Here is a 24,615-nt window from a genome sequence, read left to right as displayed (position 1 = left end):
CATTGAAGAGTCGCCAGCCGGTTTCAAGAGGTGGTTAACGGTTGCTCGCGAGCCGCGTTGGCTCTCCGCGGCTGGTCAACCTGCTGCGCTGCAACGCAATGCAACCTCAGCGATGATCGCGGCCGCCGAACGGCACAAGCGGGTTATCCGTCAACGCGGCGACGTCCGGCCGGTCCGGCATGGTGTAGCCGAGAAAGGCGTCGAACAACTCCTCCACCACCTTCGGCTCAAGGTCGCGGACGATGAACACCATGCGGGTGCGCCGGTCTGCGTCCGGCCAGTCCGCAAGCTGCGTTGCCGGATGCAGCACATGCTGCACGCCATGCAGCACCATGGGCCGGTCCGGCGTTTCCTCGATCTTCACGATCGCCTTCATGCGCAGGAGCTTCGGCCCGTGACTGGAACGCAGCAATTCCAGGAACAGATCGAGCATCGCGGCCGGGATGGCGCGTTCGGTCGCGAGCGTGAAGGCGCGCACCCGGTCGTCGTGGCGGTTCACATCGTGATGGCGATCATCGTGATGGTCATGATCGTGGCCGCCATGACGGTGCTGCTGCGCATGCGCCGCGGCGATGGCCTCGTCGGCGAGCCAGCGCGAGACATCCGGGATTTTGCGCGCCGGATCGTAGAGCCCGCAGCCGAACAGTGCCTCCGGCGTGGCCTCGCCGGCTGCGGCATCGACGATCGGAGCCGCCGGATTGAGTTTGCGCAGGCGCGCGACCAGGGCCTCGCGCTTTGCCGCACCATCCGGCGTTGCCAGCAGATCGGTCTTGGTCAGCACAATGCGGTCGGCAACCGCGGCCTGCTTCACCGCCTCGGGATGATGGTCGAGCGTGTCCGCGCCATTCACCGCATCGACCAGCGTCACCACGCCGTCGAGCCGGAACCGCATCACGAGATAGGGATGCTGCATCAGGGTCTGCAAGAGCGGCGCGGGATCGGCGAGGCCGGTGGTCTCCACGATCACGCGCTTGAACGAGGCGCGGCCATTATCGAGATTGCGCAGCAGTTTTTCGAGGGCGGTGATGAGATCGCCGCGCAGGTTGCAGCATAGGCAGCCGCTCGACAGCACCACCATGTCGCCGTCGATCTTCTCGACCAGAAGATGATCCAGCGCGATCTCGCCGAACTCGTTGATGAGCACGGCGGTATCGCTGAGGCCGGGATCGCGCAGCAGGCGGTTGAGCAGCGTGGTCTTGCCGGCGCCGAGAAACCCGGTAAGCAGCGTCAGCGGAACCGGCGGCGGCGGACGGCGGGCCGGATGGTCGGACGCGGTCACCGGGTCGCTGGCTTTGCCGCCGGCTTGGCCGTCGCCTCGGCGGTGGGGTTGGGCCGCGGCGCCGGCTTTTTGTTCGCCGCCTGTTTCGGCGCATCGCCGATGGGTTTCGGAAAGGCTTGTGGCGCCGACTTCGAAGGCCTGGCTGCGGCCGGTGCTGCAGGGGTGGCGGCCGCTTGTGCAGGCGCCGCTGCCGCGGCCGGTGCTGCGGGCTTGGTGGTCGCGGTCTTTTTCGACTTCGACCGCTTGGCCGCCGTCGCGGGCTCCTGCGCGGGCACCGAGCCCCGGGTTGCGCCAAGGAACACCTCGACCGTCGGGCCGGGCGGATTGTAATCGCCGAGCAGCGCCGACGGCTTGGTATTGGCCAGGTGCAGGCTCGACAGCATGATCGCCTGCGGCGAATTCGCATCCATGCCGGGCGGCAATGCGGCTTCGGCTTCGTCCTCAAAGTCCTCGGATTCGCGTGCCGGGCGCTTGCGCTTCTTGCCGCAAATCTCGTCGCGCAGGTTCGGCGGCGCTGCCTCGATCGGGCGCAACATATCCACCGTCCCCATGGATGGCGTCAGCCACGAGAAGCCGCCGGTCGAAAAACCGCGTTCCAGCATTTGCGCGACCTTAACCGCGCGCACGCCGCCCGACGGCGCACCGAGCATCACCGCGATCAGCCGGCGGCCGTTGCGCTTGGCGGTCACCACCACGTTGAAACCGGAGGCGCAGATGAAGCCGGTCTTCAGCCCGTCGGTTCCCGGATAGCGGCCGAGCAGGGTGTTGTAATTGCGCATGACCCGCTTGCCGTAGCGGATCGCCGAGATGTTCCAGTAATAGTCGAATTCCGGAAGCTCGCGGTAGAGCGCGCGCGCCAGAATCGCCTGATCGCGGGCGGAGGTCACTTGCCCTTCGGCCGGCAGGCCGTTCGGATTGACATAGGTCGTCTGCGTCATGCCGAGCCGCGCCGCGGCGCGGTTCATTTCCTCGGCGAAGGCTTCGACAGACCCGGATACGCCTTCGGCCAGCGTCACCGACATGTCGTTTGCCGATTTCACCATAATGGTCTTTATGGCGTTATCGACCGTGATTTTCGAGCCCGGCTTGAATCCCATCTTGGTTGGTGCTTGCGCGGCGGCGTTTGGCGACACCGTCAGAAGCGTATCAAGCGAAAGCCGCCCGGCCTTGACCGCCTTGAGCGTCACATAAGCGGTCATCACCTTGGTGACGGATGCCGGATACCAGGGATGGGTGGCATTCTCGGCATGCAAAACCCGGCCGGTATCGGCCTCGACGAGCAGCATCGCCTGCGCGGCTGCGCGGTCCGCCGGAAACATGACGGCCGCACCGGCGATAAGGGCAAATGCGAGCGACGCGGAGCGGAACAGGGCCGAATTTCCAAAAATCACGAGCTGCGGTCCGGTTGCTGGTTCGGCCCCTCGAAACGGAACCTAAGGCGATGATTTCAAGACGTTTTACGCCCGGCCGATACCGGAACGCAAAAGCGAGCGCGGTGGAATCGCGCGGTTTTTTGCTACCGCATGCTTGCACATTGAACAAGAAAGCGACCAAAGTTCGGCCAAGTCATCCGGGGACCGATCATGACCGCCTGTATCGTTGGCCTTTCCCACAGCCCGTTCGGGAAACTCGATGCCGAATCCGTCGAAAGTCTGATCGTGCGCGTGGCCACCGATGCGCTGGCCGATGCCGGTCTCGAACCCAATGAGGTGGACGAGATCGTGCTCGGTCATTTCAATGCGGGCTTCTCGGCGCAGGACTTCACCGCCTCGCTCGTGCTGCAGGCTTCGCCGTACTTGCGCTTCAAGCGCGCCACGCGGGTCGAGAACGCCTGTGCCACCGGATCGGCCGCGGTCCATCAGGGGCTGAAAAGCATCGCCGCGCGCGTGGCGCGCATCGTGCTGGTGGTCGGTGTCGAGCAAATGACCAAGACGCCCGGCCCCGAGATCGGCCGGAACCTCCTCAAGGCGTCCTATGTGCGCGACGAGGCCGATATCGAGGGCGGCTTTGCCGGCATTTTCGGCAAGATCGCGGGGCTGTATTTCCAGAAATACGGCGACCAGTCCGACGCGCTCGCGATGATCGCGGCGAAAAATCACAAGAACGGCGTCGGCAATCCTTACGCACAACTGCGCAAGGATCTCGGCTTCGAATTTTGCCGGACCGAGAGCGAGAAAAACCCCTTTGTCGCAGGTCCGCTCAAGCGCACCGATTGCTCGCTCGTCTCCGATGGCGCGGCTGCGATCGTCCTGGCCGATGTCGAAACCGCGCTCCGGCTTGGCAAGGCGGTGGCCTTCCGCGCCGCGCAGCATGTGCAGGATTTCCTGCCGATGGCGAAGCGCGACATTCTGAAATTCGAAGGCTGCGCGCTGGCCTGGAAGCAGGCTCTGGCGCAGTCCGGGGTTAAGCTCACCGACCTGTCCTTCGTCGAGACCCATGACTGTTTCACCATCGCCGAGCTGATCGAATACGAGGCAATGGGACTGGTACCTGAGGGTCAGGGGGCCCGTGCGATGACGGAAGGGCTGACGCAGAGGGACGGAAAGCTGCCGGTCAATCCGTCAGGCGGCCTTAAGGCGAAGGGCCATCCGATCGGCGCGACCGGCGTCTCAATGCATGCGCTGACGGCGATGCAGCTGCTCGGAACGGCAGGCGACATTCAGGTGAAGAATGCCAAACTCGGCGGCATCTTCAACATGGGCGGTGCCGCGGTGGCGAACTACGTCAGCATTCTGGAACGGATCAGGTAGTAACGTCGTTGCCCACGCGAAGGCAGGGGCCTGTCTTCCAGAGCGGTGGTTGGTCCCGCCTTCGCGGGGGACGACCAAAATAGAAGTGCTTGCTACTCCGCCGCGTCTTCGGCTTCCGGCTTCTTCTCCGCCACCAGAAACTGCGAGCGCGCCAGCTCTTCGAAAGCGCCGCCGCGCGCCACCAATTCGTCGAAACTGCCGCGTTCGATCACCCGCCCGTCGCGGAACACCAGAATGCGTGTGGCGTTGCGGATGGTCGCGAGCCTGTGCGCGATCACGAAGGTGGTGCGGTCCTTCATCACCTCGTCGAGGGCAGCCTGCACCTTGATTTCGGTCGCGGCATCGAGCGCCGAGGTGGCCTCATCGAGGATCAGGATCGGCGGATTCTTCAGGAGCGCGCGGGCGATCGACAGCCGCTGGCGCTCGCCGCCGGAAAGGAAACGGCCGCGTTCGCCGACGATGGCGTTGAGTTTGTCCGGATTGCGCTCGACGAAGTCGAAGGCCTGCGCGCGTTTCAGCGCCTCGATCATCTCTTCGTCGGTGGCGTCGGGCTTGCCGGCGGTGAGGTTCTCGCGGATCGAGCGGTTGAACAGCAGCACCTCCTGAAACACCACGCCGATATTTCGCCGGAGCGCGGCGAGCTTCATCTCGCGCAGGTCGATACCGTCGATCGCTATCCTGCCGGATTGCGGATCGAATACGCGATGCAGAAGCGCGAGCGCGGTGGTCTTGCCGGCTCCGGTCGGGCCGACCAGCGCGATCACCTCGCCGGGCTGTGCGGTGAAGGTCAGATCGGCGATGGCGGGGCGTTTGCCGTCATAGGAGAACGAGACGTCCTCGAACGATACCTGACCGGTCAGACGGCCGGGATCGACCGCATGCGGGGCATCGCGGACTGCCGGAACGGTATCGAGCACGTCGAAGAATTCCTGCAGGCGCGGGGCCACCATGAACACGCTGTTGATAAAGCCCGCGACCTGTTCGAGCCGCCCGACCAGCATGGTGGCGAAGCTCATGAACATCACGATCTCGCCGATGGTGGTGAGTCCCTGGAAGAACAGCCAGGTGCCGACGAGGAAAATCGCGAGCAGTGTGATCGTGGTCGAGGCGCGGGTCAGCACCGTCACGATCGCCCACCATGACAGCACCGGCATCTGCGCGCCGAGCAGCCTCTCGACCACCATGCGCAACCCCATCACCTCGGCTTCGATACGTGCGAAGCTTTGCACCAGCGCGACATTGCCGAGCGCATCGGATGCGCGCTCGGCGAGGTCCGAATAATACTTCTCGACCGACGCCTGCAGTTCTCCGGTCTTGCGCAGGACAAAGGTGGTCAGGATGGCGAAGACCGAACACAGGACAATCAGCAGGATCGCGAGCCGCCAGTTCAGGTAAAGCGACAGCGGCATCAAAATGATGAGCGAGACGATGGCAGCGAGGTTTTCGCGGAAGAAGGACAGCCACAGCCCCCAGAGCGAGTCGGTGCCGGTCAGCATCACTTTCATCAGACGCCCGGAATGCGAGCCGCCGTGATAGGCCAGCGGCAATTGCATGACGTGCTCGAAATAGTCGGTCAGCACCGCCTGCCGCCGCCGGTGCGACAGCCGGTCGGCATGCAGCGCGATGAATACCCCGCAGACGATGGTGAAGAGACCGAAGCCGGCCCAGGCGCCGAGCAGCGGCAGCAATGCCGCGAATGTCAGCGGCGCCGCGTCTGCCTTTTGCGAGCCGGCCAGCGTGTCGATGATGCGGCCGAACAGCACCGGCTCGGCGAACATCGCGGCCGATAGCGCCAGATTGGCGAAAGCCAGAAACCAGCCCAGCCGCGCCTCCGGGCCGAGCAGGGCAAGCACGCGACCGTAGAGGCGAAGGAGCGTCATCTGAAACCAGGGACCGGGACCGACCGTAGCTACAACCAAATGCGCCAGCGGCGCGTTACCGAAATACCGCTTCGCCCAATTCTCTTCCCGGGCCGCGGTCGATCAAATCTAGTTTAGAATTCTAATAATCTATAGAAAACTACATGTGATCCCCGTAATACTCGTGGCGTGGGCAGATCCCACAGGAAAGAAGAAACAAGACGCGCTGAAGCAGAACACGAATGATCAACGTTCCTACCGAATTGCTGCGTACACTGGTCGCAGTCGTCGATCTGCGATCGTTCACCCGTGCTGCGCATTCGCTCGGTGTCACGCAGCCTGCGGTCAGCGCGCAGATCAAGCGGCTGCAGACGCTGCTGGATTGCGAACTATTCGACAAGAGCGCGCCGGGGGTCAGCCTGACGTCGTCGGGCGCGCTTGTGGTCAATCATGCCCGCCGACTGCTGAGCATCAACGATCAGATCGTCGATCTGTCGGCGCCGCGCATCGCCTCGCGATCGCTGCGCATCGGCGTGCCGGGCGACTTTGCGGCGCCGTATCTGCCTCGCGTGTTGGCCGATTTCAGGCTCCAGCACCCTGACATTCGCATTGCCGTGCGCAGCGACCGCTTTGACGCGATGGTGCGCGATTTGCGGCAGGGCGATCTCAACCTGATGGTCGGGCTCTCCGAAACCGGCATCGATCTCGATGCACGTCATCACTGGGTCGAACCCACCGTCTGGGTGCGCAGTTCCTGCCTCGAATACGACCCCGAAGCTCCAGTGCCTCTTGTCTCCCTGGGGGAAATGTGGGCTATTCACCGCGCCATGATCGCCTCGCTGATGCGTGCGCAGCGCAGTTATGAGGTGATGTTTGTCGGCTCCAGCGAGGCCAGTGTGGTTTCGGCCGTGAAATACGGACTGGGCGTCGCTGCGCTGGCGCGCAGCCGCGCCGAGGCCTGGGGATTGGAAATCTGGGAGGATGCGCCGCTGCCGCCGATCGGCGGCCTGCATTGCGGAATCTATCTCAGCGATACCAAAGCGCCGCCGCAACTGGAGCAACTTGCGGACGCGATTTACGAATTGCTGGGCCAAAAGCGCAATCGCATGGAGTGCCTGCCGTTCAATCCGGAGATTGCGTTCGGCCAGTTTTAGACTAAGCCGCCCACCGGGACTCAGTTCTGCGCGAAGCCCGAGCGCTGCGCCCAGCCGGTCATGCGCTGCTCCAGCACTGCCATGACCCAGTACATCACGATGCCGAGCACCGCGAGCGCGAGGAGGCCGGCAAAAATCAGCGGTACGTTGAACTGCGCCTGCGCCTGCAGCATCAGGTTGCCGATGCCATTGTTGGAGGCGACGCTTTCCGACACCACGGTGCCGACGAAGGCGAGCGTGATCGCAACCTTCAGCGAGCCGAAGAAATAGGGCAGCGAGCGCGGAATGCCGACTTTGCGCATGATGTCGAGCTTGGAGGCGCCGAGCGCCTTCAGCACGTCCTCAAGTTCGGGCTCGATGGTGGCAAGGCCGGTCGCGACATTGACCACGATCGGGAAGAACGAGATCAGGAAGGCAGTCAGCACTGCCGGGATGAAGCCGATGCCGAACCACAGCACCAGGATCGGCACCACCGCGACTTTCGGAATGGCATTGAAGCCGATCATCAAGGGGTAGAGCCCGGCATAGATGGTGCGCGACCAGCCGATCACGAGGCCAAGCAAGAGGCCGAAGCCGACCGCCAGCAGAAAGCCGATCATGGTGGCTTCGAGCGTGATCCAGGAATTGCGGACGATCGCCGGCCAGTAGTCGTAGGTGGCCTTGAATACGGCAGTCGGCGGCGGCAGGAAAAATTCCGGAATCTTGAAGGCGCGGCAGACGATTTCCCAGATCAGAAACAAGGCGACGGTGAAGGCCCACGGCGCCAGTCTAACGAATGCCCTGGATGAGTTCATTGGCGCGCCTGATGGATATGTCCGCGCAGGTCGTGGACGATGTCCTGGAATTCCTTGGTATAGGTGATCTCCAGATCGCGCGGCCGCGGGAATTCGACCTCCCGCTCAATCAGAATGCGGCCCGGCCGCTGCGACATCACGAAAATGCGGTCGGCAAGGAACACCGCTTCGCGGAGGTCATGCGTGACGAGGACCACGGTGATGCCGCGGGCCGCGTGCAGGTCGCGGATCACGCACCACAACTCCTCGCGGGTGAAGGCGTCGAGCGCGCCGAAGGGCTCGTCGAGCATCAGAAGCTGCGGTTCGTGAATGAGCGCGCGGCACAGCGAGGTGCGCTGCTGCATGCCGCCGGACAATTGCCAGGGATATTTGCTGCCGAAGCCGCCGAGCCCGACCGACGCCAGAAGCTTCTCGGCGCGCTCGACATATTGCGCTTTGTTGCGGCGGATTTCGCTGCGGTGCGGCCGCACGATTTCGAGCGGCAGCAGCAGGTTGTCGAGCGTGGTGCGCCAGGGCAAGAGCGTCGGTGCCTGAAACGCCATGCCGGCAATCTTGACCGGCTTGGTGACGTCTTCGCCTGCGACGCGGACATGACCCGCGAAGGGAAATTGCAGGCCCGTGGCAAGCTTCATCAATGTGGACTTGCCGCAGCCCGATGGGCCGACAACCGCGGCAAATTCGCCGCGGTTGATGTTGATGGTGAGATCCTCGACGGCAAGGACGCCATCGGGACCGGCATTGATCCCGCCATAGCGGTGACTGACGCCATTCAGCGATACGAAGCCTGGCTCCGTCATACCCGTTGGCTCCCCCAAGCCGTCCGTCATCAATGAACCGGCAAAGCCGGTTTACAGCTTGCGGTCAGCAGCTGGGGGCAGGAATGAGGGATCGAAGATGGCGTCGCCCTTCGGCTTCGGATTCTTGAAGTCGTAGGTGATCGCGATCTGCTCGATCGACTTGTTGAGCCTGTCCATGTCGACGCCGCCGAAGCCGTTGGCCTTCACTTCCGGGGTCAGGATGTTGTCGCGCAGCGCCATCTGCAGGCGTTCGAGCTCGACCGGCTTTTTGGCCACGTCATTGCGCTTGATCACGGAGTCCACGGCCGTTTCCGGCGACTTCACGGTATCCTTCAGACCTTTCAGGAAGGCGTTCAGGAATTTCTTGACGACTTCGGGCTTCTCGGCGGCGAATTTCGGGTTCACGATGATCGCGTTGCCGTAAAGGTTGACGCCATGGTCGGCCATCAGGATCACGGAAATGTCGTCGGCCGGAACGCCGCGGTCCTTCAGGTTGATGTAGGACGAGAACGAGAAGCCGGTGATGGCATCGACCTGTCCGGCAGCCAGCATCGGTTCGCGCACCGGGAAGCCGACATTCTCGATCGTGACCTTCGACGGGTCGATGCCGTTGGCCTGGGTGAAGATTTTCCACTGCGCGAACGCGCCGTCCGGGGCCGGTGCGCCGAGCTTTTTGCCTTCAAGGTCTTTCGGATTCGTCACACCGCGGCTCTTGCGGCCGACGATGGCGAAGGGCGGCTTGTTGTAGACCATGAAGATGGCCTTGATCGGCACATTCGGATTGGCGTCGCGGAACTTGATCAGGGAATTAATGTCGCCGAAGCCGATGTCGTAGGTGCCGGAGGCAATGCGGTTCAGCGGTTCGAGCGAGCCGCCCGCGGTGTCGATGGTCACGTCCAGACCTTCGGCTTTGTAATAGCCCTTGTCGGCGGCGACGAGGAACGGCGCGGCCGGTCCCTCGAACTTCCAGTCCAGCGTGAACTTGACTGGCGTCTGCGCGGAGGCCGTCCCGCAGGCCAGCGCCATAATGGCGGCCGCGACGATGCCGCTCCGCCTGATCGCATCCTCAACCTTACGCATTTTCTGTATCCTTTCCCGTCTTGCCGCCACCGGCCCTGCCGGGGCGTATCGCTTGCACCTCTGGGAGACGCCTTTTGGCCGGTCTCGATCGTTCCCTCATCAGCAAAGAATATGCCGCCGGAAAGAGCAAGTGAGGAGGGTGCGGCACACTCTCCCTGCACAGGAGCTTGGCATATCGTGCCGAATTGGCGGGCAGGCTGCAAATGACGATGATGTCTGGCCGCGTTAACTCTCCTACATGAAGGATCGGCGGAGGGCTGATAGGATGTCTGATGGCGGCCGGACGGAAACTGCTGCCGGATCGGGCGACCTGCCCGTCTTCCGCGCGCCCTATGCGCCTCCGGACGAGGATTTTGCGCGCCGCTTCCTCTCCCACCAGCCTTCGCCGGAGGCGGAGCAAAGGATCGATGCCGGAGCGAGGCGGCTGATCGAGGCGATCCGGTCTCATGCAGGCGGGCTCGGCGGCATCGACGACTTCCTGCACGCCTATTCATTATCGACGCAGGAAGGCCTCGCCCTCATGGTGCTGGCCGAGGCGCTGCTGCGGGTGCCGGACGCTGCGACAACCGATCGGCTGATCGAGGACAAGCTGACAGGCCGGGACTGGTCGCATCCGGACCATGCCGACACACTCCTGGTGTCGGCATCGGCCTGGACCCTCGGCGTCTCGGCGCGGCTGATCACGCCGGGACAGACCCCGGAAAATATCATCGAGAGCCTGACGCGGCGGGTCGGGCTGCCGGCTTTGCGGCTCGCCACCCGGCAGGCGATGCGGCTCCTCGGCTCGCATTTTGTTCATGGTCAGACCATCGCGGAGGCGCTGGCGCGCGCGGCCTCCGATCCGGAAAGCCGTTACTCCTTCGACATGCTGGGCGAGGGCGCGCGCACCGACGCGGATGCGGAGCGCTATTTCAGTTCCTACGCGGACGCGATCGAGGCCATCGGAAAATCGTCAAATGCGCCGCTGCTGCACGAGCGGCCCGGCATATCGGTGAAGCTCTCGGCGCTGCATCCGCGCTACGAGGCGGTTTCGCAGGATCGCGTGATCCGCGAACTCGGGCCGCGGCTTCTCGAGCTGGCCCGCAAGGCCAAGGCCTTCGAACTGCCATTCACTGTCGATGCTGAAGAGGCCGACCGGCTGGAATTGTCGCTTCACGTGATCGGCGATGTGCTGCGCGATCCATCGCTCGCGCGATGGGACGGCTTCGGGCTCGCGGTCCAGGCCTATCAGAAGCGTGCAGGCGCGGTGATCGCCTGGCTCCGCGATGCGGCGGAGGCGCTGTCGCGCCGTCTGATGGTGCGTTTGGTCAAGGGCGCCTATTGGGACACCGAGGTCAAGCGCGCGCAGGAACGCGGCCTTGCCGATTATCCGGTCTTCACCCGCAAGGCCATGACCGATCTCTGCTACATGGATTGCGTCACGCAGCTCTTGAATGCGCGGCCGCGGCTCTATCCGCAATTCGCCACCCACAACGCGCTAACCGTTGCCAGCGTGATCGAACAGGCGGGCGGCGTCGCCGATTACGAATTCCAGCGCCTGCACGGCATGGGCGTCGAGCTCTACGACGCATTACGGGCGGATTATCCGGGGGCCGATTGCCGGGTCTATGCGCCGGTCGGCGGGCATCGCGACCTGCTCGCCTATCTGGTGCGTCGCTTGCTGGAGAATGGCGCCAATACTTCGTTCGTGTCGGTGTCGGCCGATCCGAACATCCCCGTCGAGACGGTGCTGATGCGGCCGCGGCGATGGATTGCGAGCGTTGCGTATGCCAGGCATTCCAAAATCCCGCTGCCGCGCGATCTCTATGCGCCCGAGCGCAGGAATTCGCCGGGCGTGGAATTCGGCGATGCTGCCGCCTTGGGCGAATTGCTGCAGGACATCGCGGCGGCGAAGCCGGTCCGCGCGGTGCAGTCGATCGTCAATGGCAAGGCGATCGGGGGCATGAAGCGTGCGGTACGGTCGCCTGCGACCGGCGAAACCGTCGGCGATGTCTTCGACGCCGACGAGGCGGTTGCGGGCGGGGCCATGGCTGCGGCGCAGAAGGGCTTTGCGCATTGGTCGACGATGCCGGTCGAGGAACGCGCCCGCATTCTCGACCGCGCCGGCGATCTCATCGAACAGCGCCGCGGCGATTTCATCGCGCTGCTGCAAACCGAAGGCGGCAAGACGCTCGACGATTGTATCGCGGAATGGCGCGAGGCCATCGACTATTGCCGTTACTATGCCGCGCAGGCCCGTCGTTCGCTTGTGCCGCAGATGATGCCGGGCCCGACCGGCGAGTCGAACGAATTGCGCACTCGCGGCCGCGGCGTTTTCGTTTGCATCGCGCCATGGAATTTTCCGCTCGCGATCTTCCTCGGGCAGGTCACGGCGGCTCTTGTCGCGGGAAATACGGTGGTGGCAAAGCCCGCCGAGCAGACTCCGCTGATCGCCTATCAGACGGTGCGGCTGTTGCATGAGGCCGGCGTGCCTCATGCGGCGCTGCATCTCGTTCTGGGCGACGGCCGGATCGGGGCTGCGCTGGTTGCGGATGCGCGGGTGGCGGGCGTCGCCTTCACCGGATCGACCGAGGTCGGCCGCCTCATCAATCGCGCGCTGGCAGCGAAAGATGGTCCTATCGTGCCGTTCATCGCCGAAACCGGCGGCGTCAATGCGATGATCGTCGATGCAACGGCCTTGCCCGAGCAGGTGACGGACGATGTCATCGGCTCGGTCTTCCGTTCGGCGGGACAGCGCTGCTCGGCGTTGCGGCTGCTCTGCGTGCAGGAGCATGTCGCCGACCGCATTTTCGAGATGGTGGCAGGCGCTGCGGCGACGCTGACACTCGGCGATCCGCGCGATCCTGCGACCCATGTCGGCCCCGTGATCGATAAGGAATCCAAGAACCGGCTGGACGGCTGGATCGCAAAGCACGAAAGCCGCATCCGCTATCGCTGGGACAGGGATCGCGCATTGCCCGCACGCGGCCTGTTCGTGCCGCCAACCATCATCGAACTGCAACGCGCGTCCGACCTGCAGGAGGAGGTGTTTGGCCCAATTCTGCATGTGGTTCGGTTCCGGGCGCACGAACTGCATCAACTGCTCGATGAGATCGCGGGCAACGGCACCGGCCTGACGCTCGGCATCCATTCGCGCATCGACGCGCGTGTGACCGAGATCGCGAACAGGCTCGCCAATGGCAATGTCTATGTGAACCGCAACATGGTCGGTGCCGTTGTCGGCACTCAGCCGTTCGGCGGCACACGGTTGTCGGGCACCGGCCCCAAGGCCGGCGGCCCGAATTATCTGCGGCGTTTTGCGACCGAGCAGGTGGTGACGGTCAACACCGCGGCGTCCGGCGGCAATGCGAGCCTGTTTGCAGTCGAGGAATGATGTCGGAAGGCCGGGCTTGGCGCTTCATTAAGGAATCATGACCGCTGCATTACAAAAACATAATCGCGCGCGGGTCTGACAGCGGCACATCTTGTCACCATGTCCGATAACAGAAGCACAGCGGTGACGCGGATGGCCGCGAATGAAGCCGCATTCATTCGACCGCGCGATCCGGAAATGCGCATTCCGGCGCTGTGCGTGGCTCGTAAACCGGCGGGACAAAGCCGGACATTTCAACTGAAAGGCCCGGCTGTGCCTCTGCCGGGCTTTTTTGCGCCCTCTTCGGACTGCCGTCCCGCACATTTCGTTCACGCATCATGAATCAGTTTGAGGATATGGTTGCGTCATGAGTGATTCGCTCGAGCGGCTGCACAAGTCGGTGGTCGCCCTGCAGAAGGGCGATCCGCATCTGTCGCGCACCGCGCGGCTGATCCGCTCGGGCCGCTCCAAGATCGCCAAGAAAATGGCGGAAGAGGCGGTCGAGGTCGTGGTCGACGCCATGCGCGGCAACCGCGAGGCCGTGGTGCGGGAGAGCGCCGATCTCCTGTATCACCTGGTCGTACTCTGGGCCGATGCCGGGATCCGGCCGCAGGACGTCTTTGCCGAAATGGACCGGCGCGAGCGCCTGCTGGGGATTGCGGAAAAGCCGCCCAAGGATATGCCGCCGCAGGCGGCGGCTGCGCCGGCCGGCCGCAAAGTCGTTGCCCTGGAAGCCCGGCGCATTCCCAAGCGGCGCCGTTCGGGCTATTGATCCGGCCCCTTGCCGCGACCGCGGCGGTTTTACCGACAGGACGCGCATGATCCGCCGGATGTATGACTGGTGCGTGGCGGCAGCCTATCGCCCGGCCGCGGCCTGGATCATGGGCATCGTTTCCTTCATCGAGAGCTCGTTTTTTCCGATTCCGCCGGACGCCATGCTGATCCCGATGTCGCTGGCGCGGCCGAACCGGGCCTATGTCTATGCCTTCATCTGCACCTGGACCTCGGTCGCGGGCGCGGTGTTCGGCTACGCGATCGGAGCGTTGCTGTTCGATTCCGTCGGGCAATGGGTGATCTCTGCCTATGGCCTCAGTGACAAGGTCGAGGTCTTTGTCGGTCAGTATACGAGATGGGGTGCCTGGATCATCCTGCTCGCGGGGTTCACGCCGATCCCTTACAAGCTCATCACCATCACATCCGGGTTCGCCGGGTATAATTTGGTGCTTTTCGTCGTTTTCTCGATCATTGCGCGTGGCGCGCGCTTTTACCTCGTCGCCTTCCTGCTGCATCGCTATGGCGACCGCGCGCGCGCGATGATCGAACAGCGGCTGGAACTGCTGACCGCGATCGCCGCCGTCCTGGGGGTGGCGGGACTGGCTTTCGCCATGTACCGGTTCTGACGGACCGTCGCGGCGAAGCTCCTCATTTTCGCCATCCCTCCATTGCAGAAGTCCGCTCGGCGACGTTGTTTCGGTGTGTTATCGTAAGTTCATACCGGCATCCGAGACTTGGGGACGTTTTGGATCGCGCAATGGCCAGTTTTCGACCGGCAGGGAAATTCGTTTCGAGCGGTTGCATAGCCGCTTCTGTCGCAGCATGGATGCTGGTTCAGCCGGCGTTCGCGCAGGCGCCGCAGCCTGCTGCGGGGATTGCCGCGCCCGCCCCGGCGCAACAGCCTCAGGCGGCTCCCTTCCCGGAACCGCAGGCGCAACACGTCCCGTCACCGCCGGACGCCTTGCCCCAGCCGCAGGACCGTGTCGAGGAACAGCGGGCCAAGCCGGAGGGCTTTTTCGATGCGCTCGGCCGCTGGTTCGACAAGTCGGCGCGCGACTTCAAGGCCAAGGCCGATGAGGGCAATGCCAAGTTCAGGGCGAGCGTCGAGGAGAATAACGCGCGCTGGCGCGAGCTGAACCAGCGCACCGAAAAGGCTGCGCGGGAAGCCGCGGCGCGCCAGAAGGAGGCGGCCGAAGCCTTCAAGAGTCTCGCCAACACGCGCATGATCGAGGGACGCCAGGTCTGCGAAGTGGCGCCGAACGGGTCGCCGGACTGCCAGGCGGCGGCCGAAGTGATCTGTAAGGCCAAGGGCTTCAACACCGGCAAGAGCGCCGACATCACCACGACCCGCAAATGCCCGGCCCGTGCGCTGCTTGCACGCAACGAACGCGATTGCCGTACCGAGACGGTGGTGATCAAGGCTGCCTGCCAGTAATTGCACTGCTGGTGCCGGGCTTGACCCGGCAATCCATCCAAAGCGAAAAATGTGGATGCGCGGGTCAAGCCGCGTGCATGCCTGCTGCCGGGAGGATTACCGTTGAATCTCTACGCGAAGCTCGCCGAGCGGGAGGCCGCCGGTCGCCCGATCCGCATCGGGCTGATCGGCGCCGGCAAGTTCGGCACCATGTTCCTCACGCAGGTGCGGCGCACGCCGGGGATGCATCTTGCCGGTCTTGCCGATCTCAATGTCGTGCGCGCGAGGAGCCAGCTTGCCGCTGCCGGGTGGGATCACGCGCAATATGCCGCGGCGTCGCTCGGCGACGCGCTGAAGGCGCGCACAAGCTTTGTCACCGACAATGCCGATGCGCTGATTGCCTGTCCGGAAATCGACGTCATCGTGGAGGCCACCGGCGATCCGAAGACCGGCATTGATTTTGCCGTGAAGGCGATCGATCACGGCAAGCATATCGTCATGGTCAATGTCGAGGCCGATGCGCTGGCCGGTCCGCTGCTGGCGCGCAAGGCGCGTGCCGCGGGCGTGGTCTACTCGCTCGCATGGGGCGATCAGCCGGCGCTGATCTGCGAGCAGGTCGATTGGGCGCGGGCCTGCGGCTTCAAGGTGGTCAGCGCAGGGAAGGGCACGCGCTATCACCCGAGCTACCACCGCTCCAATCCGGACACCGTGTGGGAGATCCTCGACAAGTATCTTCGAATCGACGACCGCAAGTCGATCAATCCGAAGATGTTCAATTCCTTCATCGACGGCACCAAGTCTGGCATCGAGATGACGGCGGTGTGCAACGCCACCGGCCTCGTGCCGCAGACGAACGGTCTCGGTTTCCCGCCGGCCAGCCGTTTTGAACTGGCGGATATCTGCAAGCCGCAGGCCGAGGGCGGCGCGCTCGAAAAGGCCGGCGTCACCGAGGTGGTATCGTCGGTCGATCGCGACCAGCGCGACATCGCCCATCACCTGGCGATGGGCACCTTCGTGGTGTTCGAAGGTGAGAGCGGTTATGCTCGCCAATGCTTTCGCGAATATCACCTGATGCCGGATGCGAGCGGGCGCTATGCCGCACTGTACCGGCCGACCCATATGATCGGGCTGGAACTGGGGATTTCCGTCGCTTCAGTCGCGCTGCGGGGCGAACCGACCGGTGCGCCGGTCGGCTTTCACTCCGATGTGGTCGCGACCGCCAAGCGCGACCTGAAGGCCGGGGAGATACTCGACGGGGAGGGCGGATTTTGCGTGTGGGGCAAACAGACGCCGGCACAGGCCTCGCTCGATGCCGGTTGTCTGCCGCTCGGGCTGGCGCACCACGTGCGGCTCAATCGCGATATTGCCGAGGGCTCGGCGCTGCACTGGCGCGACGTGGATTATGACGCCTCTGACCTTGCCGTGAAAACGCGGCGCGAAATGGAAGCAGCGTTCGGCCGCCCCAATGTGGCAGCCGAACCTACGTGACGGTCTAGTTTGTGGCGGCCTGCAACGATTTTTAGCGGCAGCGTTGCACAGTGCGGAAAACCACCGTGCCGTTGGGCCTGACGATGCGCTGACGCTCCATGCGGCAGCGCCGCGGTGCGGCAGCGGGGGCACAGACCCGCCGTGTGCGGAACGTGACCTGCCCGCCGGGGCCCACGATCCTCGTTCGGACTGTGCGGCAGGCGACGGTCTCGACGTGCACTGGCGCTTTGACTGTCATGTCGAAACGCGCCTGCGCAGGTGAGGTCGCCGCACCTGACGTGGCAATGACGGCAGCGGTGCCGATCGAGGCAAGGAAAAGTCGCATTCCCGGATTCTCCATTTCGCAGGTTGGCAGGACATAAATCGTGCCGGACCCGTATCGTTCCGGAGAAACTCGGGGCCTGACCGGTGGCGATACCCGGCCGACCGGTCCAGTTTTAAATCATTCGATCTTGATGGCCCCGTCGACTTCATGGGTCAGACCGAGCGGCGCGATCGTCAGCACGACCCGCGCCGGCAGCGGCGTGTTGCCCTTGAGCTTGCCCTCGGCCACCGCCTGGCGGACCGCCTTCTCGATTTCGCGCTGCGAAGTCACGCCGACTTCCTTGAGGAATTTACGAATCGACGTATTCAGGGCGTCTTCGTTCATGGTCTGTGGTCTCCTGGGGTGCATCGAGCTTAGACTTGCGCGGTCCGATCCGCTATGAGCAAAGGCGTCGCGCCGGTTGCGCTTTGAAGGCAAAGTTCTTGCCGTCAACGGGTTCCCGGATAATTCTTGGGTCGTAAGCATGTCGTTCTGCGGCGTTTGATCTGGTTTCATTTGGAGAGCGTGCGGCGATTTTTGTGCGGGCCTTGCAGCCCGCACCTCGAGGATTAGGACTTCGCAAATGACCACCGCGCAACCTCCGCAGCTTGCCGATGCCCCGCAGCGTTCCTGGCGCAAGTCCATTGCCGCCAAGCTGATGCTGGCTTTCGCCGTGATTGCGGCGCTCACCGCAGCTGCGGCGCTGGTCGCAGTGCTGCAATTCAGCCGGATCGAAGCCGCAATGGGCCAGCTGACTGAAGAGAGCTTGCCGGAGGTGAAGTTCGCGTTGGCGGTCGAGAATAATGCGCGCGCCATTGCCGCGGCCGGCGCCCAGCTTGCGGGCGTTCGTTCCGAAGCGCAGCGCTTTGCGCGCATGAACGAGGCGACCGAACGCATCGGCCAACTCTGGTCCTCGCTCTCGCGGCTTCGCGATGCGACGAATGATGCGGCCGCGATCGAACGGCTACAGACGCTGGTGGCGGGAATCGATGCTCAGATCGGCCAGCTCGACCGTAGCGTACGGGAACGCATTACGGTTGATTCGGCGCTCGATAATGCCATCGCCCGCCTGACCCGCGACAGCGCCGAGCTTGCCGAGCGGCTGCTGGTCCTGCCGCGTCAGAACGATCAGCTACAACTCGTCATCAATGGCTTGCGTGGAGACACCTATCGGTCCGTCGGCGTTCTTTACCGTTCCGCCACCGCGCCGGAAACCAAAGCCATCGCCGAAGGCCAGAAGCAGTTTAAGGAGATCAGGAAACGCTTCGAGGGCGGCCTGAACTTTCTTTTGAACGACGCGACTTTCGATCGGGCAGAGGCCGGGGCCATCGACAAGACCGCGCGATCGGTGCTGGCGCTGGGAACCGGAGCGAACGGCATATTCGCGCTGCGCACGTCCGATCTGAACGAGCGCGCCGCCGCCGAATCCCTGCAGGCCGGTCTCGAAAAGTCTGCGGAAGACATGCAGGCGCTGGTTTCCGCGCTGGTTGCGAAAGCGGAGGCGGCGGCAGCGAACACTGCGGCGCGGACCAAGCAGGCGCTCGACAACACCCGCTTCCGGCTGATCGGCATATCCCTGCTCAGCCTTGTGGTCGCGGTCATTGTGGTCTGGTTCTTCGTTCAGCGTTATGTCGTGGCGCGGCTGCAGCAGGTCACCGGCGCGATGCTTGCGGTGGCAAGCGGCAAGCTCGATGCGCCGCTGCCGCCGACCGGCCGCGACGAGCTTGGCGACATGAGCCGCGCGCTGATCGTGTTCCGTGACAATGCCCGCGACATCCGCCAGGCCCGGGAAGAAGCTGAAACCGCGCGGCATCAGGCCGAGGCCGCCTCGCGCACCAAGTCCGCCTTCCTCGCCAATATGAGTCACGAATTGCGCACGCCGCTCAACGCCATCATCGGCTACAGCGAAATCCTGCGCGAGGATGCGCAGGATCGCGGCGACACCGCGAGCGAGGGCGATCTCGTCAAGATCGAGACCGCGGGCAAGCATCTGCTCGGACTGATCAACGACATTCTCGACCTGTCGAAGATCGAGGCCGGGCGCATGGATGTGCATCTGGAGGATGTCGATCTCAACCGACTCATGGCCGAGGTCCGCGTTCTCGTGACGCCGCTGATCGACAAGAACGGCAACCGCCTTGAGATCGAGGCGCCGGCCGATATCGGTTCGATGCATGTCGATCTGGTGAAGCTGAAGCAGAGCCTGATCAACCTGCTCAGCAATGCCGCGAAATTCACCAAGAACGGCGTGGTAAAACTTGCTGTCGCAAGGCACCGGACGGATCGGGGCCGCGCCGTCTTCACCTTTGCCGTTTCCGATTCCGGCATCGGCATGACCGACGAGCAGATCGGCCGGCTGTTCCAGGCCTTCACCCAGGCCGACGCATCCACCACCCGCAATTACGGCGGCACCGGGCTCGGCCTGACCATCACCAAGCATTTCTGCACAATGCTCGGCGGCGACATCACGGTGCAGAGTACAGCCGGCCAGGGCTCGACCTTCACCATCACGCTGCCCGACGGCGGCAGGGATCCTGCCGCGCCGCGCATCGTGCCCGGCGCCGTCGCGGCCGCAGGCGACATTGCCGGGCGCACCGTGCTGATCGTCGACGACGATCCGACCGTGCATGACGTGCTGCGCACCACCATCGCCAAGGAAGGCTATCGCCTGCTCCACGCCTATGACGGCGCACAGGCGCTGGAGCTGGCGCGCGCCGAGACGCCGGATGTTATTACCCTCGACGTGATGATGCCCAAGCTCGATGGCTGGAGCGTTCTCGGCAAGCTGAAATCCGATCCGGAACTGGCGTCGATCCCGGTCATCATGCTGACCATCGTCGACGAGCGGACCATGGGCTATTCGCTCGGCGCCTCCGAATACATGACCAAGCCGGTGGACCGCAGCCGCCTGATCGAATTGCTGCGCCGCTTTGCGGCGACCTCCCGCGAAGCGACGGTGCTGGTGGTCGACGATTCCGCCGACGTGCGGTCCGTGGTGCGCACCACCGTGGAGAAGGCCGGCCTGAAGGCCGCGGAAGCCGAGAATGGTCAGGCTGCGCTCGACTGGCTGAAGCAAAATCCCGCGCCGGCGCTGGTGCTGCTCGACTTGATGATGCCGGTGATGGACGGCTTCACCTTTCTCGAACGGGTCAGGGATGTTCCGGCGCTGGAGCGGGTGCCGATCGTGGTGCTGACCGCGAAGGATCTCACCGAAAGCGAGCGCCGCGTCGTCAACGAGCGCACGCTTCTGGTGCTGACCAAGGGGGCTCAACCCTTGTCCTCGCTCGGCTCGGCGCTCGCCGCGATCGCGCGCCAGCCCGCAGAAAAGGTGTCGGGATGAACGATGGAACGCCGTCATTCCGGGGCGCTGCGAAGCAGCGAACCCGGAATCCAGACAAAAGCCCCGAGCTGACGAATGGATTCCAGGTTCGTCCGCCTTCGGCGGCCGCCCCGGAATGACCAAGCAACAAGAGTGCCTGCAATGCCGAAAATCCTGCTCGTCGAAGACAATGAAATGAACCGGGACATGCTGTCGCGGCGGCTGCTGCGCAACAATTTTGAGGTCGTGATGGCGGTGAACGGGCAGGAGGGCGTCGACCTCGCACGCAGCGAGCGGCCCGATCTCATTCTGATGGATATGAGCCTGCCGGTGATGGACGGCTGGGAAGCCACCCGCACGATCAAGGCCGATGCGGCGATCAGCGGAATTCCGGTGATCGCGCTGACCGCGCATGCGATGGAATCCGATCGCGAACAGGCCCTGCAGGCCGGCTGCGACGACTTCGATACGAAGCCGATCGATCTTCCGCGCCTCCTCGGAAAGATCAACGCGCTTCTGCCGAAATGAGCGCTTCTCCGGACAGCGAAGCTTCCCGCCTGCACAATGCGCTGCGGGCCCATCTGCGCCAGGAATTCGTGGCACCGGCGGCTGCGATCATAGGCTTCGCCGATATCGTGATCGAGGATGCCGAGCAGGCCGGGCTGACCGGCTATCGCGCCGATCTTGACCGCATCAGGAGCGCCGGACTGAGCCTGCAAGCGCTGCTGGATGAGGTACTCCGGCATGGCGGCGAAATCGCGGATATCGATGCCTACCGCACCAAACTGCGGCACGACCTGCGCACCCCGATCAATGCCGTTAAGGGCTACGGCGAGATGGTTATGGAGGATGCGCGCGACATGGGTCACGAGTCGCTCGTGCCCGATCTCGAAAAGCTCCTCGCCGCGGCCGACGGGATGCTGGAGCGGATCGATACGCTGGTGGCGTTTTCCGGAGAGGCGGCGCTTGACCGGACCGGGACGTCTTTCGCCGACGCATCGCGGGTGCTCGATGCGCTGCGGGAGTCACAGCCCGCCACCGCGCATCAGACCATTGCGGGTCAGATCCTCGTGATCGACGACAACGAATCCAACCGCGATCTCTTGGCGCGGCAGCTTGCGCGCGACGGCCATGCGGTGACGAGTGCGGCGTCCGGCACCGAGGGGCTGGCGCTGATCGCGGCGCAGGGTTTCGACCTCATCCTGCTCGACGTCTTGATGCCGGAGATGAGCGGCTACGAGGTGCTAAGCAAGCTTAAGCGCGATCCGCAGACCGCGGATATCCCGGTCATCATGATTTCGGCGCTCGACGAGATGGAGTCCATCGTTCGCTGCATCGAGGCAGGCGCGGTGGATTACCTCCCCAAGCCCTTCGCGCCGGCCCTGCTGCGCGCGCGCATCCGCTCGTCGCTGGAAAACAAGCTGTTGCGCGACCGCGAGCGCGCGATGATGCAGGAAATCCGGCTGGCCAAGGAGCGCAACGAAGCGCTGCTGCTCTCGATCCTGCCGCGCGCCGTGGTCGACCGCATCAATGGCGGCGCCGCGATGGTGGCGGACCATATCCCCGAAGCCACCATTGTGTTCGCCGATATCGTGAATTTCACGCCATTCTCGGGCCAGATGTCGCCGTCGGAAGTGGTCTCGGTGCTGAACCGCATCTTCTCGGCCTTCGACCGGCTGGTCGAACAGCATGGCGCCGAGAAGATCAAGACCATCGGCGATGGCTATATGGTGGCGGTCGGTATCCCGGAGCCTTGCGACGATCACGCGGCGATCGCGGCGCGGCTATCGCTCGTCATGCTCGATGCGTTCGATGCCATCCGCCGCGAGATGGATGCACCGATTGCGCTGCGGATCGGCGTCCATACAGGCCCGGCCATTGCCGGGGTGATCGGAGAGCGCAAATTCGCCTACGACATCTGGGGCACCACGGTGAACATCGCGAGCCGCATGGAGTCGCATGGCGCGCCCGGCCATGTCCACGTATCGAAGGCGGTGGCGGATCGCCTGGCCGGTCAGTTCAGGTTCGTGCCGCGCGGCGCAGTCGAGGTGAAGGGTGCCGGGCTGATGGAAACCTTCTGGCTGGAGGCGTAGCTGCGGCGCGCGCCGTAGCGCCTGCGATGATGTCCGCAAGGCGCAGGCTCTCTTGCAATGGCCTTCGACCGGCCGCGTCTGTCCACCGCGATCCGTATGCAACGTGTATGAATGGTCAACCGACCGCGGGAACCCTTCGGCAAATCCGAAACGCACGGGCAACAATTGCGCCGGCCGAAATGCCGCCGGTGCGATGAATGAAGCGCTGCGAAATCCCGTGTGCGAAAACTCCCAGGTCAGACGTCGAAAATCCGGCGTCAGAACATGCCGTTCTTGTTCTTGGCGGTGGCGGGATCGGGGATCGCCTGAACCGCATCCCAATGCTCCACCACCTTGCCGTCATCGTCGAGCCGGAACAGGTCGAAGATCGCGAAGCCGCGCTCGTCGCTGCCCGGGTTGCGCACGGCATGTACATGGACGATCACATAGCTTCCTTCGGCGAAGATGCGCTTGATCTCGCTTTTGTTGTTCGGAAACTTCTCACGCAGGAAATTGATGAATCCCTGTATGCCTTCCAGACCGTCGGCGCCGATCGGGTTGTGCTGGATATAGGTCGCGCCGACATACGTCTTGGCCTTTTCGAAGTTCTTCTCGTTGAGCACTGCATTGTAGAATTCGACCACGTTCTTTTTGTTGCGCGCCATCTTCTGCGCGTCGGTCAACTGAGCGTGCGCGGGCGATGCAAGAGCGAAGGCGGCGAAAATCACGAAGGCGAGAGCGGACCTGATCATGCTGTCCTCCTCATGCTGTGCTCCCGTTGCCCGGCTTTGTTCCAGGGCTTCATGTTATCCGAAAGGCTATCGGCGGCTTGATGGTCGGTCAATCTGTAGGCATCGTCGATGCTGGGCGGCGTGTTGCGCTGTCCAAGGCGCCGCGGCTCGATCGCGGCGGCCCAACCGGAAAAGGTGGGCAGAACCATTGCGAGGGAGAACGCCATCATGCATTCGATCGACCGGATTCTGACCACCCATGTCGGCAGCCTGGTCCGGCCGCCCGAACTGGTCGCCTTCCTGCGCGACAAGGTCGACGGCAGGACGGTCGACGAGCAAGCCTATCTCGCCTGCGTCGACCGCTCGGTACGGGACGTGGTGAAACGCCAGAAGCAAGCGGGTATCGACATTGTCAGCGACGGCGAGTTCGGCAAATCGATTTCCTGGTCGCGCTATGTGCTGGAGCGGATCGAGGGCTTCGAGCGCCGCGCGTTCAGCGGGTCCGGCATGCCGCAATCGATCGTTGGGAAAGACCGGCGCGACTTTGCCGAGTTCTACGCGGAATACGATCCGACTCAGAAATTCCACGGCATGGGCGGCTGGGTGGTTTCGCAGCCGCTAAAATATATCGGGTATGAGGCGGTCGGCCGCGATATTGCGCGGCTGAAGGCGGCGGCTGCCGAGGCGGGCGTCGCCGGCGCGTTCCTTCCGGCGGTGGCGCCATCGAGCGTCGCGCCGGAGCGCAAGGACGAGGTTCACAAATCGGACGAGGATTATCTGCACGCGCTCGCCGATGCGCTGCACGAGGAATACAAGGCCATCGTCGAATCCGGCCTGATGCTGCAGGTCGACGACGCCTATCTCGCCTCGATGTACGACATCATCGTGCCGCCGGGGACCGACGCCGATTATCTGCGCTGGGCCGAAATCCGCACCGATGTGCTCAATCATGCGCTGCGCGGCCTGCCGGAGGGCCGCATCCGCTATCACGTGTGCTGGGGGAGCTGGAACGGGCCGCACACCACCGACGTGCCGCTGAAAACCATCATCCATCTGATCCTCAAGACCAAAGCCGGCAGCTATTCGCTGGAAATGGCCAATCCGCGGCACGAGCACGAATGGCGGGTGTTCGAGTCGGTGAAGCTGCCGCCCGAGAAGGTGCTGCTTCCCGGCGTCATCAGCCATGCGACCAATGTGGTCGAACATCCGGAACTGGTGGCCGAGCGGCTGGTGCGGCTGGCCAAGCTGGTTGGCCGCGAAAACGTGATCGGTTCGACCGATTGCGGTTTTGCCCAGGCGTCTTTCACGCAGCGCGTGCATCCCTCGATCATGTGGGCCAAGCTCGAGGCGCTGTCGCAGGGCGCTGCGCTGGCAAGCCGGGAATTGTGGGGGCGGTGAGCCGCAAGTGTCGCATGACGCGGCTTGTGAACGCCTTGGGCTTCCGTATA

The 24,615-nt window shown here is 63.8% G+C and carries 21 protein-coding genes; 11 read left to right on the top strand and 10 right to left on the bottom strand.

Going from position 1 to position 24,615, the window contains the following annotated elements; translation table 11 throughout:
• Positions 1–106 precede the first annotated feature (106 nt).
• Together ACK41X_RS02215 and ACK41X_RS02210 are read right to left on the bottom strand one after the other, a co-directional pair.
• Complete coding sequence (locus ACK41X_RS02215) at positions 107–1,279, bottom strand: CobW family GTP-binding protein (protein WP_409718808.1); 1,173 nt, start codon at positions 1,277–1,279, stop codon at positions 107–109.
• The gene (locus ACK41X_RS02210) at positions 1,276–2,670 is read right to left on the bottom strand and encodes a serine hydrolase (protein ID WP_409718805.1); all 1,395 of its coding nucleotides are present in this window, start codon (positions 2,668–2,670) and stop codon (positions 1,276–1,278) included. Before ACK41X_RS02210 ends, ACK41X_RS02215 begins: the two co-directional genes overlap by 4 nt.
• Before the next feature lie 192 nt (positions 2,671–2,862).
• Between ACK41X_RS02210 and ACK41X_RS02205 the strand changes: the two genes are divergently transcribed.
• On the top strand, positions 2,863–4,029 hold the full coding sequence (locus ACK41X_RS02205) for an acetyl-CoA acetyltransferase (RefSeq protein ID WP_409718802.1): 1,167 nt from the start codon (positions 2,863–2,865) through the stop codon (positions 4,027–4,029).
• A 92-nt stretch (positions 4,030–4,121) separates the two neighbouring features.
• Here ACK41X_RS02205 and ACK41X_RS02200 read toward each other — a convergent pair whose 3' ends face one another.
• Complete coding sequence (locus tag ACK41X_RS02200) at positions 4,122–5,909, bottom strand: glucan ABC transporter ATP-binding protein/ permease (RefSeq protein ID WP_409718799.1); 1,788 nt, start codon at positions 5,907–5,909, stop codon at positions 4,122–4,124.
• A gap of 221 nt (positions 5,910–6,130) precedes the next feature.
• Here ACK41X_RS02200 and ACK41X_RS02195 point away from each other — a divergent pair, with 221 nt between their 5' ends.
• Positions 6,131–7,042, top strand: a complete 912-nt coding sequence (locus ACK41X_RS02195) for a LysR family transcriptional regulator (RefSeq protein ID WP_409718796.1) — start codon at positions 6,131–6,133, stop codon at positions 7,040–7,042.
• Between the two features lie 20 nt (positions 7,043–7,062).
• Here the strand turns inward: ACK41X_RS02195 and ACK41X_RS02190 are convergent, their stop codons facing one another.
• From ACK41X_RS02190 to ACK41X_RS02180, 3 genes are read right to left on the bottom strand one after another with little or no spacing between them, the layout of a single operon-like run.
• The gene (locus tag ACK41X_RS02190; protein WP_409718793.1) at positions 7,063–7,836 is read right to left on the bottom strand and encodes an ABC transporter permease; all 774 of its coding nucleotides are present in this window, start codon (positions 7,834–7,836) and stop codon (positions 7,063–7,065) included.
• Entirely contained in the window at positions 7,833–8,633 is an 801-nt protein-coding gene (locus ACK41X_RS02185) for an ABC transporter ATP-binding protein (protein ID WP_409718790.1), read from the bottom strand. The genes ACK41X_RS02190 and ACK41X_RS02185 overlap by 4 nt, the downstream gene beginning before the upstream one ends.
• A 51-nt stretch (positions 8,634–8,684) precedes the next feature.
• Positions 8,685–9,713, bottom strand: coding sequence for an ABC transporter substrate-binding protein (locus ACK41X_RS02180; RefSeq protein ID WP_409718787.1), 1,029 nt, complete (start codon positions 9,711–9,713; stop codon positions 8,685–8,687).
• A 265-nt stretch (positions 9,714–9,978) separates the two neighbouring features.
• On the opposite strand from ACK41X_RS02180, the gene putA reads away from it, so the two are divergent.
• The 5 genes from putA (at position 9,979) to ACK41X_RS02155 (ending at position 16,741) form a co-directional block, all read left to right on the top strand.
• The gene (putA, locus tag ACK41X_RS02175; protein ID WP_409718784.1) at positions 9,979–13,086 is read left to right on the top strand and encodes a bifunctional proline dehydrogenase/L-glutamate gamma-semialdehyde dehydrogenase PutA; all 3,108 of its coding nucleotides are present in this window, start codon (positions 9,979–9,981) and stop codon (positions 13,084–13,086) included.
• 346 nt (positions 13,087–13,432) lie between these two features.
• Positions 13,433–13,837, top strand: coding sequence for a phosphoribosyl-ATP diphosphatase (gene hisE / locus ACK41X_RS02170; RefSeq protein WP_409718781.1), 405 nt, complete (start codon positions 13,433–13,435; stop codon positions 13,835–13,837).
• Positions 13,838–13,883: 46 nt separating this feature from the next.
• Complete coding sequence (locus ACK41X_RS02165; protein ID WP_409718778.1) at positions 13,884–14,465, top strand: YqaA family protein; 582 nt, start codon at positions 13,884–13,886, stop codon at positions 14,463–14,465.
• A 200-nt stretch (positions 14,466–14,665) separates the two neighbouring features.
• Positions 14,666–15,274, top strand: a complete 609-nt coding sequence (locus ACK41X_RS02160) for a hypothetical protein (RefSeq protein WP_409718775.1) — start codon at positions 14,666–14,668, stop codon at positions 15,272–15,274.
• Positions 15,275–15,376: 102 nt separating this feature from the next.
• Positions 15,377–16,741, top strand: coding sequence for an NAD(P)H-dependent oxidoreductase (locus tag ACK41X_RS02155; protein ID WP_409718772.1), 1,365 nt, complete (start codon positions 15,377–15,379; stop codon positions 16,739–16,741).
• Positions 16,742–16,772: 31 nt separating this feature from the next.
• On the opposite strand, the gene ACK41X_RS02150 is transcribed toward ACK41X_RS02155, so the two are convergent.
• Positions 16,773–17,066: a hypothetical protein gene (locus ACK41X_RS02150; RefSeq protein WP_409718769.1), complete on the bottom strand. Its 294-nt coding sequence runs from the start codon at positions 17,064–17,066 to the stop codon at positions 16,773–16,775.
• A 117-nt stretch (positions 17,067–17,183) separates the two neighbouring features.
• Positions 17,184–17,390: a DUF6494 family protein gene (locus tag ACK41X_RS02145; protein WP_409718766.1), complete on the bottom strand. Its 207-nt coding sequence runs from the start codon at positions 17,388–17,390 to the stop codon at positions 17,184–17,186.
• Positions 17,391–17,628: 238 nt separating this feature from the next.
• Here ACK41X_RS02145 and ACK41X_RS02140 point away from each other — a divergent pair, with 238 nt between their 5' ends.
• The 3 genes from ACK41X_RS02140 (at position 17,629) to ACK41X_RS02130 (ending at position 22,457) form a co-directional block, all read left to right on the top strand.
• Positions 17,629–20,385, top strand: coding sequence for a response regulator (locus tag ACK41X_RS02140; protein WP_409718763.1), 2,757 nt, complete (start codon positions 17,629–17,631; stop codon positions 20,383–20,385).
• A 141-nt stretch (positions 20,386–20,526) separates the two neighbouring features.
• Positions 20,527–20,892, top strand: coding sequence for a response regulator (locus ACK41X_RS02135; protein ID WP_409718760.1), 366 nt, complete (start codon positions 20,527–20,529; stop codon positions 20,890–20,892).
• Positions 20,889–22,457 (top strand): adenylate/guanylate cyclase domain-containing protein, encoded by a 1,569-nt coding sequence (locus ACK41X_RS02130; protein ID WP_409718757.1) that lies wholly within the window; start codon positions 20,889–20,891, stop codon positions 22,455–22,457. Before ACK41X_RS02135 ends, ACK41X_RS02130 begins: the two co-directional genes overlap by 4 nt.
• A gap of 257 nt (positions 22,458–22,714) precedes the next feature.
• Here the strand turns inward: ACK41X_RS02130 and ACK41X_RS02125 are convergent, their stop codons facing one another.
• Positions 22,715–23,188, bottom strand: coding sequence for an ester cyclase (locus ACK41X_RS02125; RefSeq protein ID WP_409718754.1), 474 nt, complete (start codon positions 23,186–23,188; stop codon positions 22,715–22,717).
• The gene (locus ACK41X_RS02120; protein ID WP_409718751.1) at positions 23,185–23,397 is read right to left on the bottom strand and encodes a hypothetical protein; all 213 of its coding nucleotides are present in this window, start codon (positions 23,395–23,397) and stop codon (positions 23,185–23,187) included. Before ACK41X_RS02120 ends, ACK41X_RS02125 begins: the two co-directional genes overlap by 4 nt.
• Here ACK41X_RS02120 and ACK41X_RS02115 point away from each other — a divergent pair.
• Entirely contained in the window at positions 23,396–24,565 is a 1,170-nt protein-coding gene (locus tag ACK41X_RS02115; protein ID WP_409718748.1) for a cobalamin-independent methionine synthase II family protein, read from the top strand. The two genes, ACK41X_RS02120 and ACK41X_RS02115, sit on opposite strands and share 2 nt — an antisense overlap.
• Positions 24,566–24,615: the final 50 nt, after the last annotated feature.

The organism is Pseudorhodoplanes sp. (genome assembly GCF_046289595.1).
Classification (GTDB): domain Bacteria; phylum Pseudomonadota; class Alphaproteobacteria; order Rhizobiales; family Xanthobacteraceae; genus Pseudorhodoplanes.
This window is presented reverse-complemented; position numbering and strand designations above follow the sequence as displayed.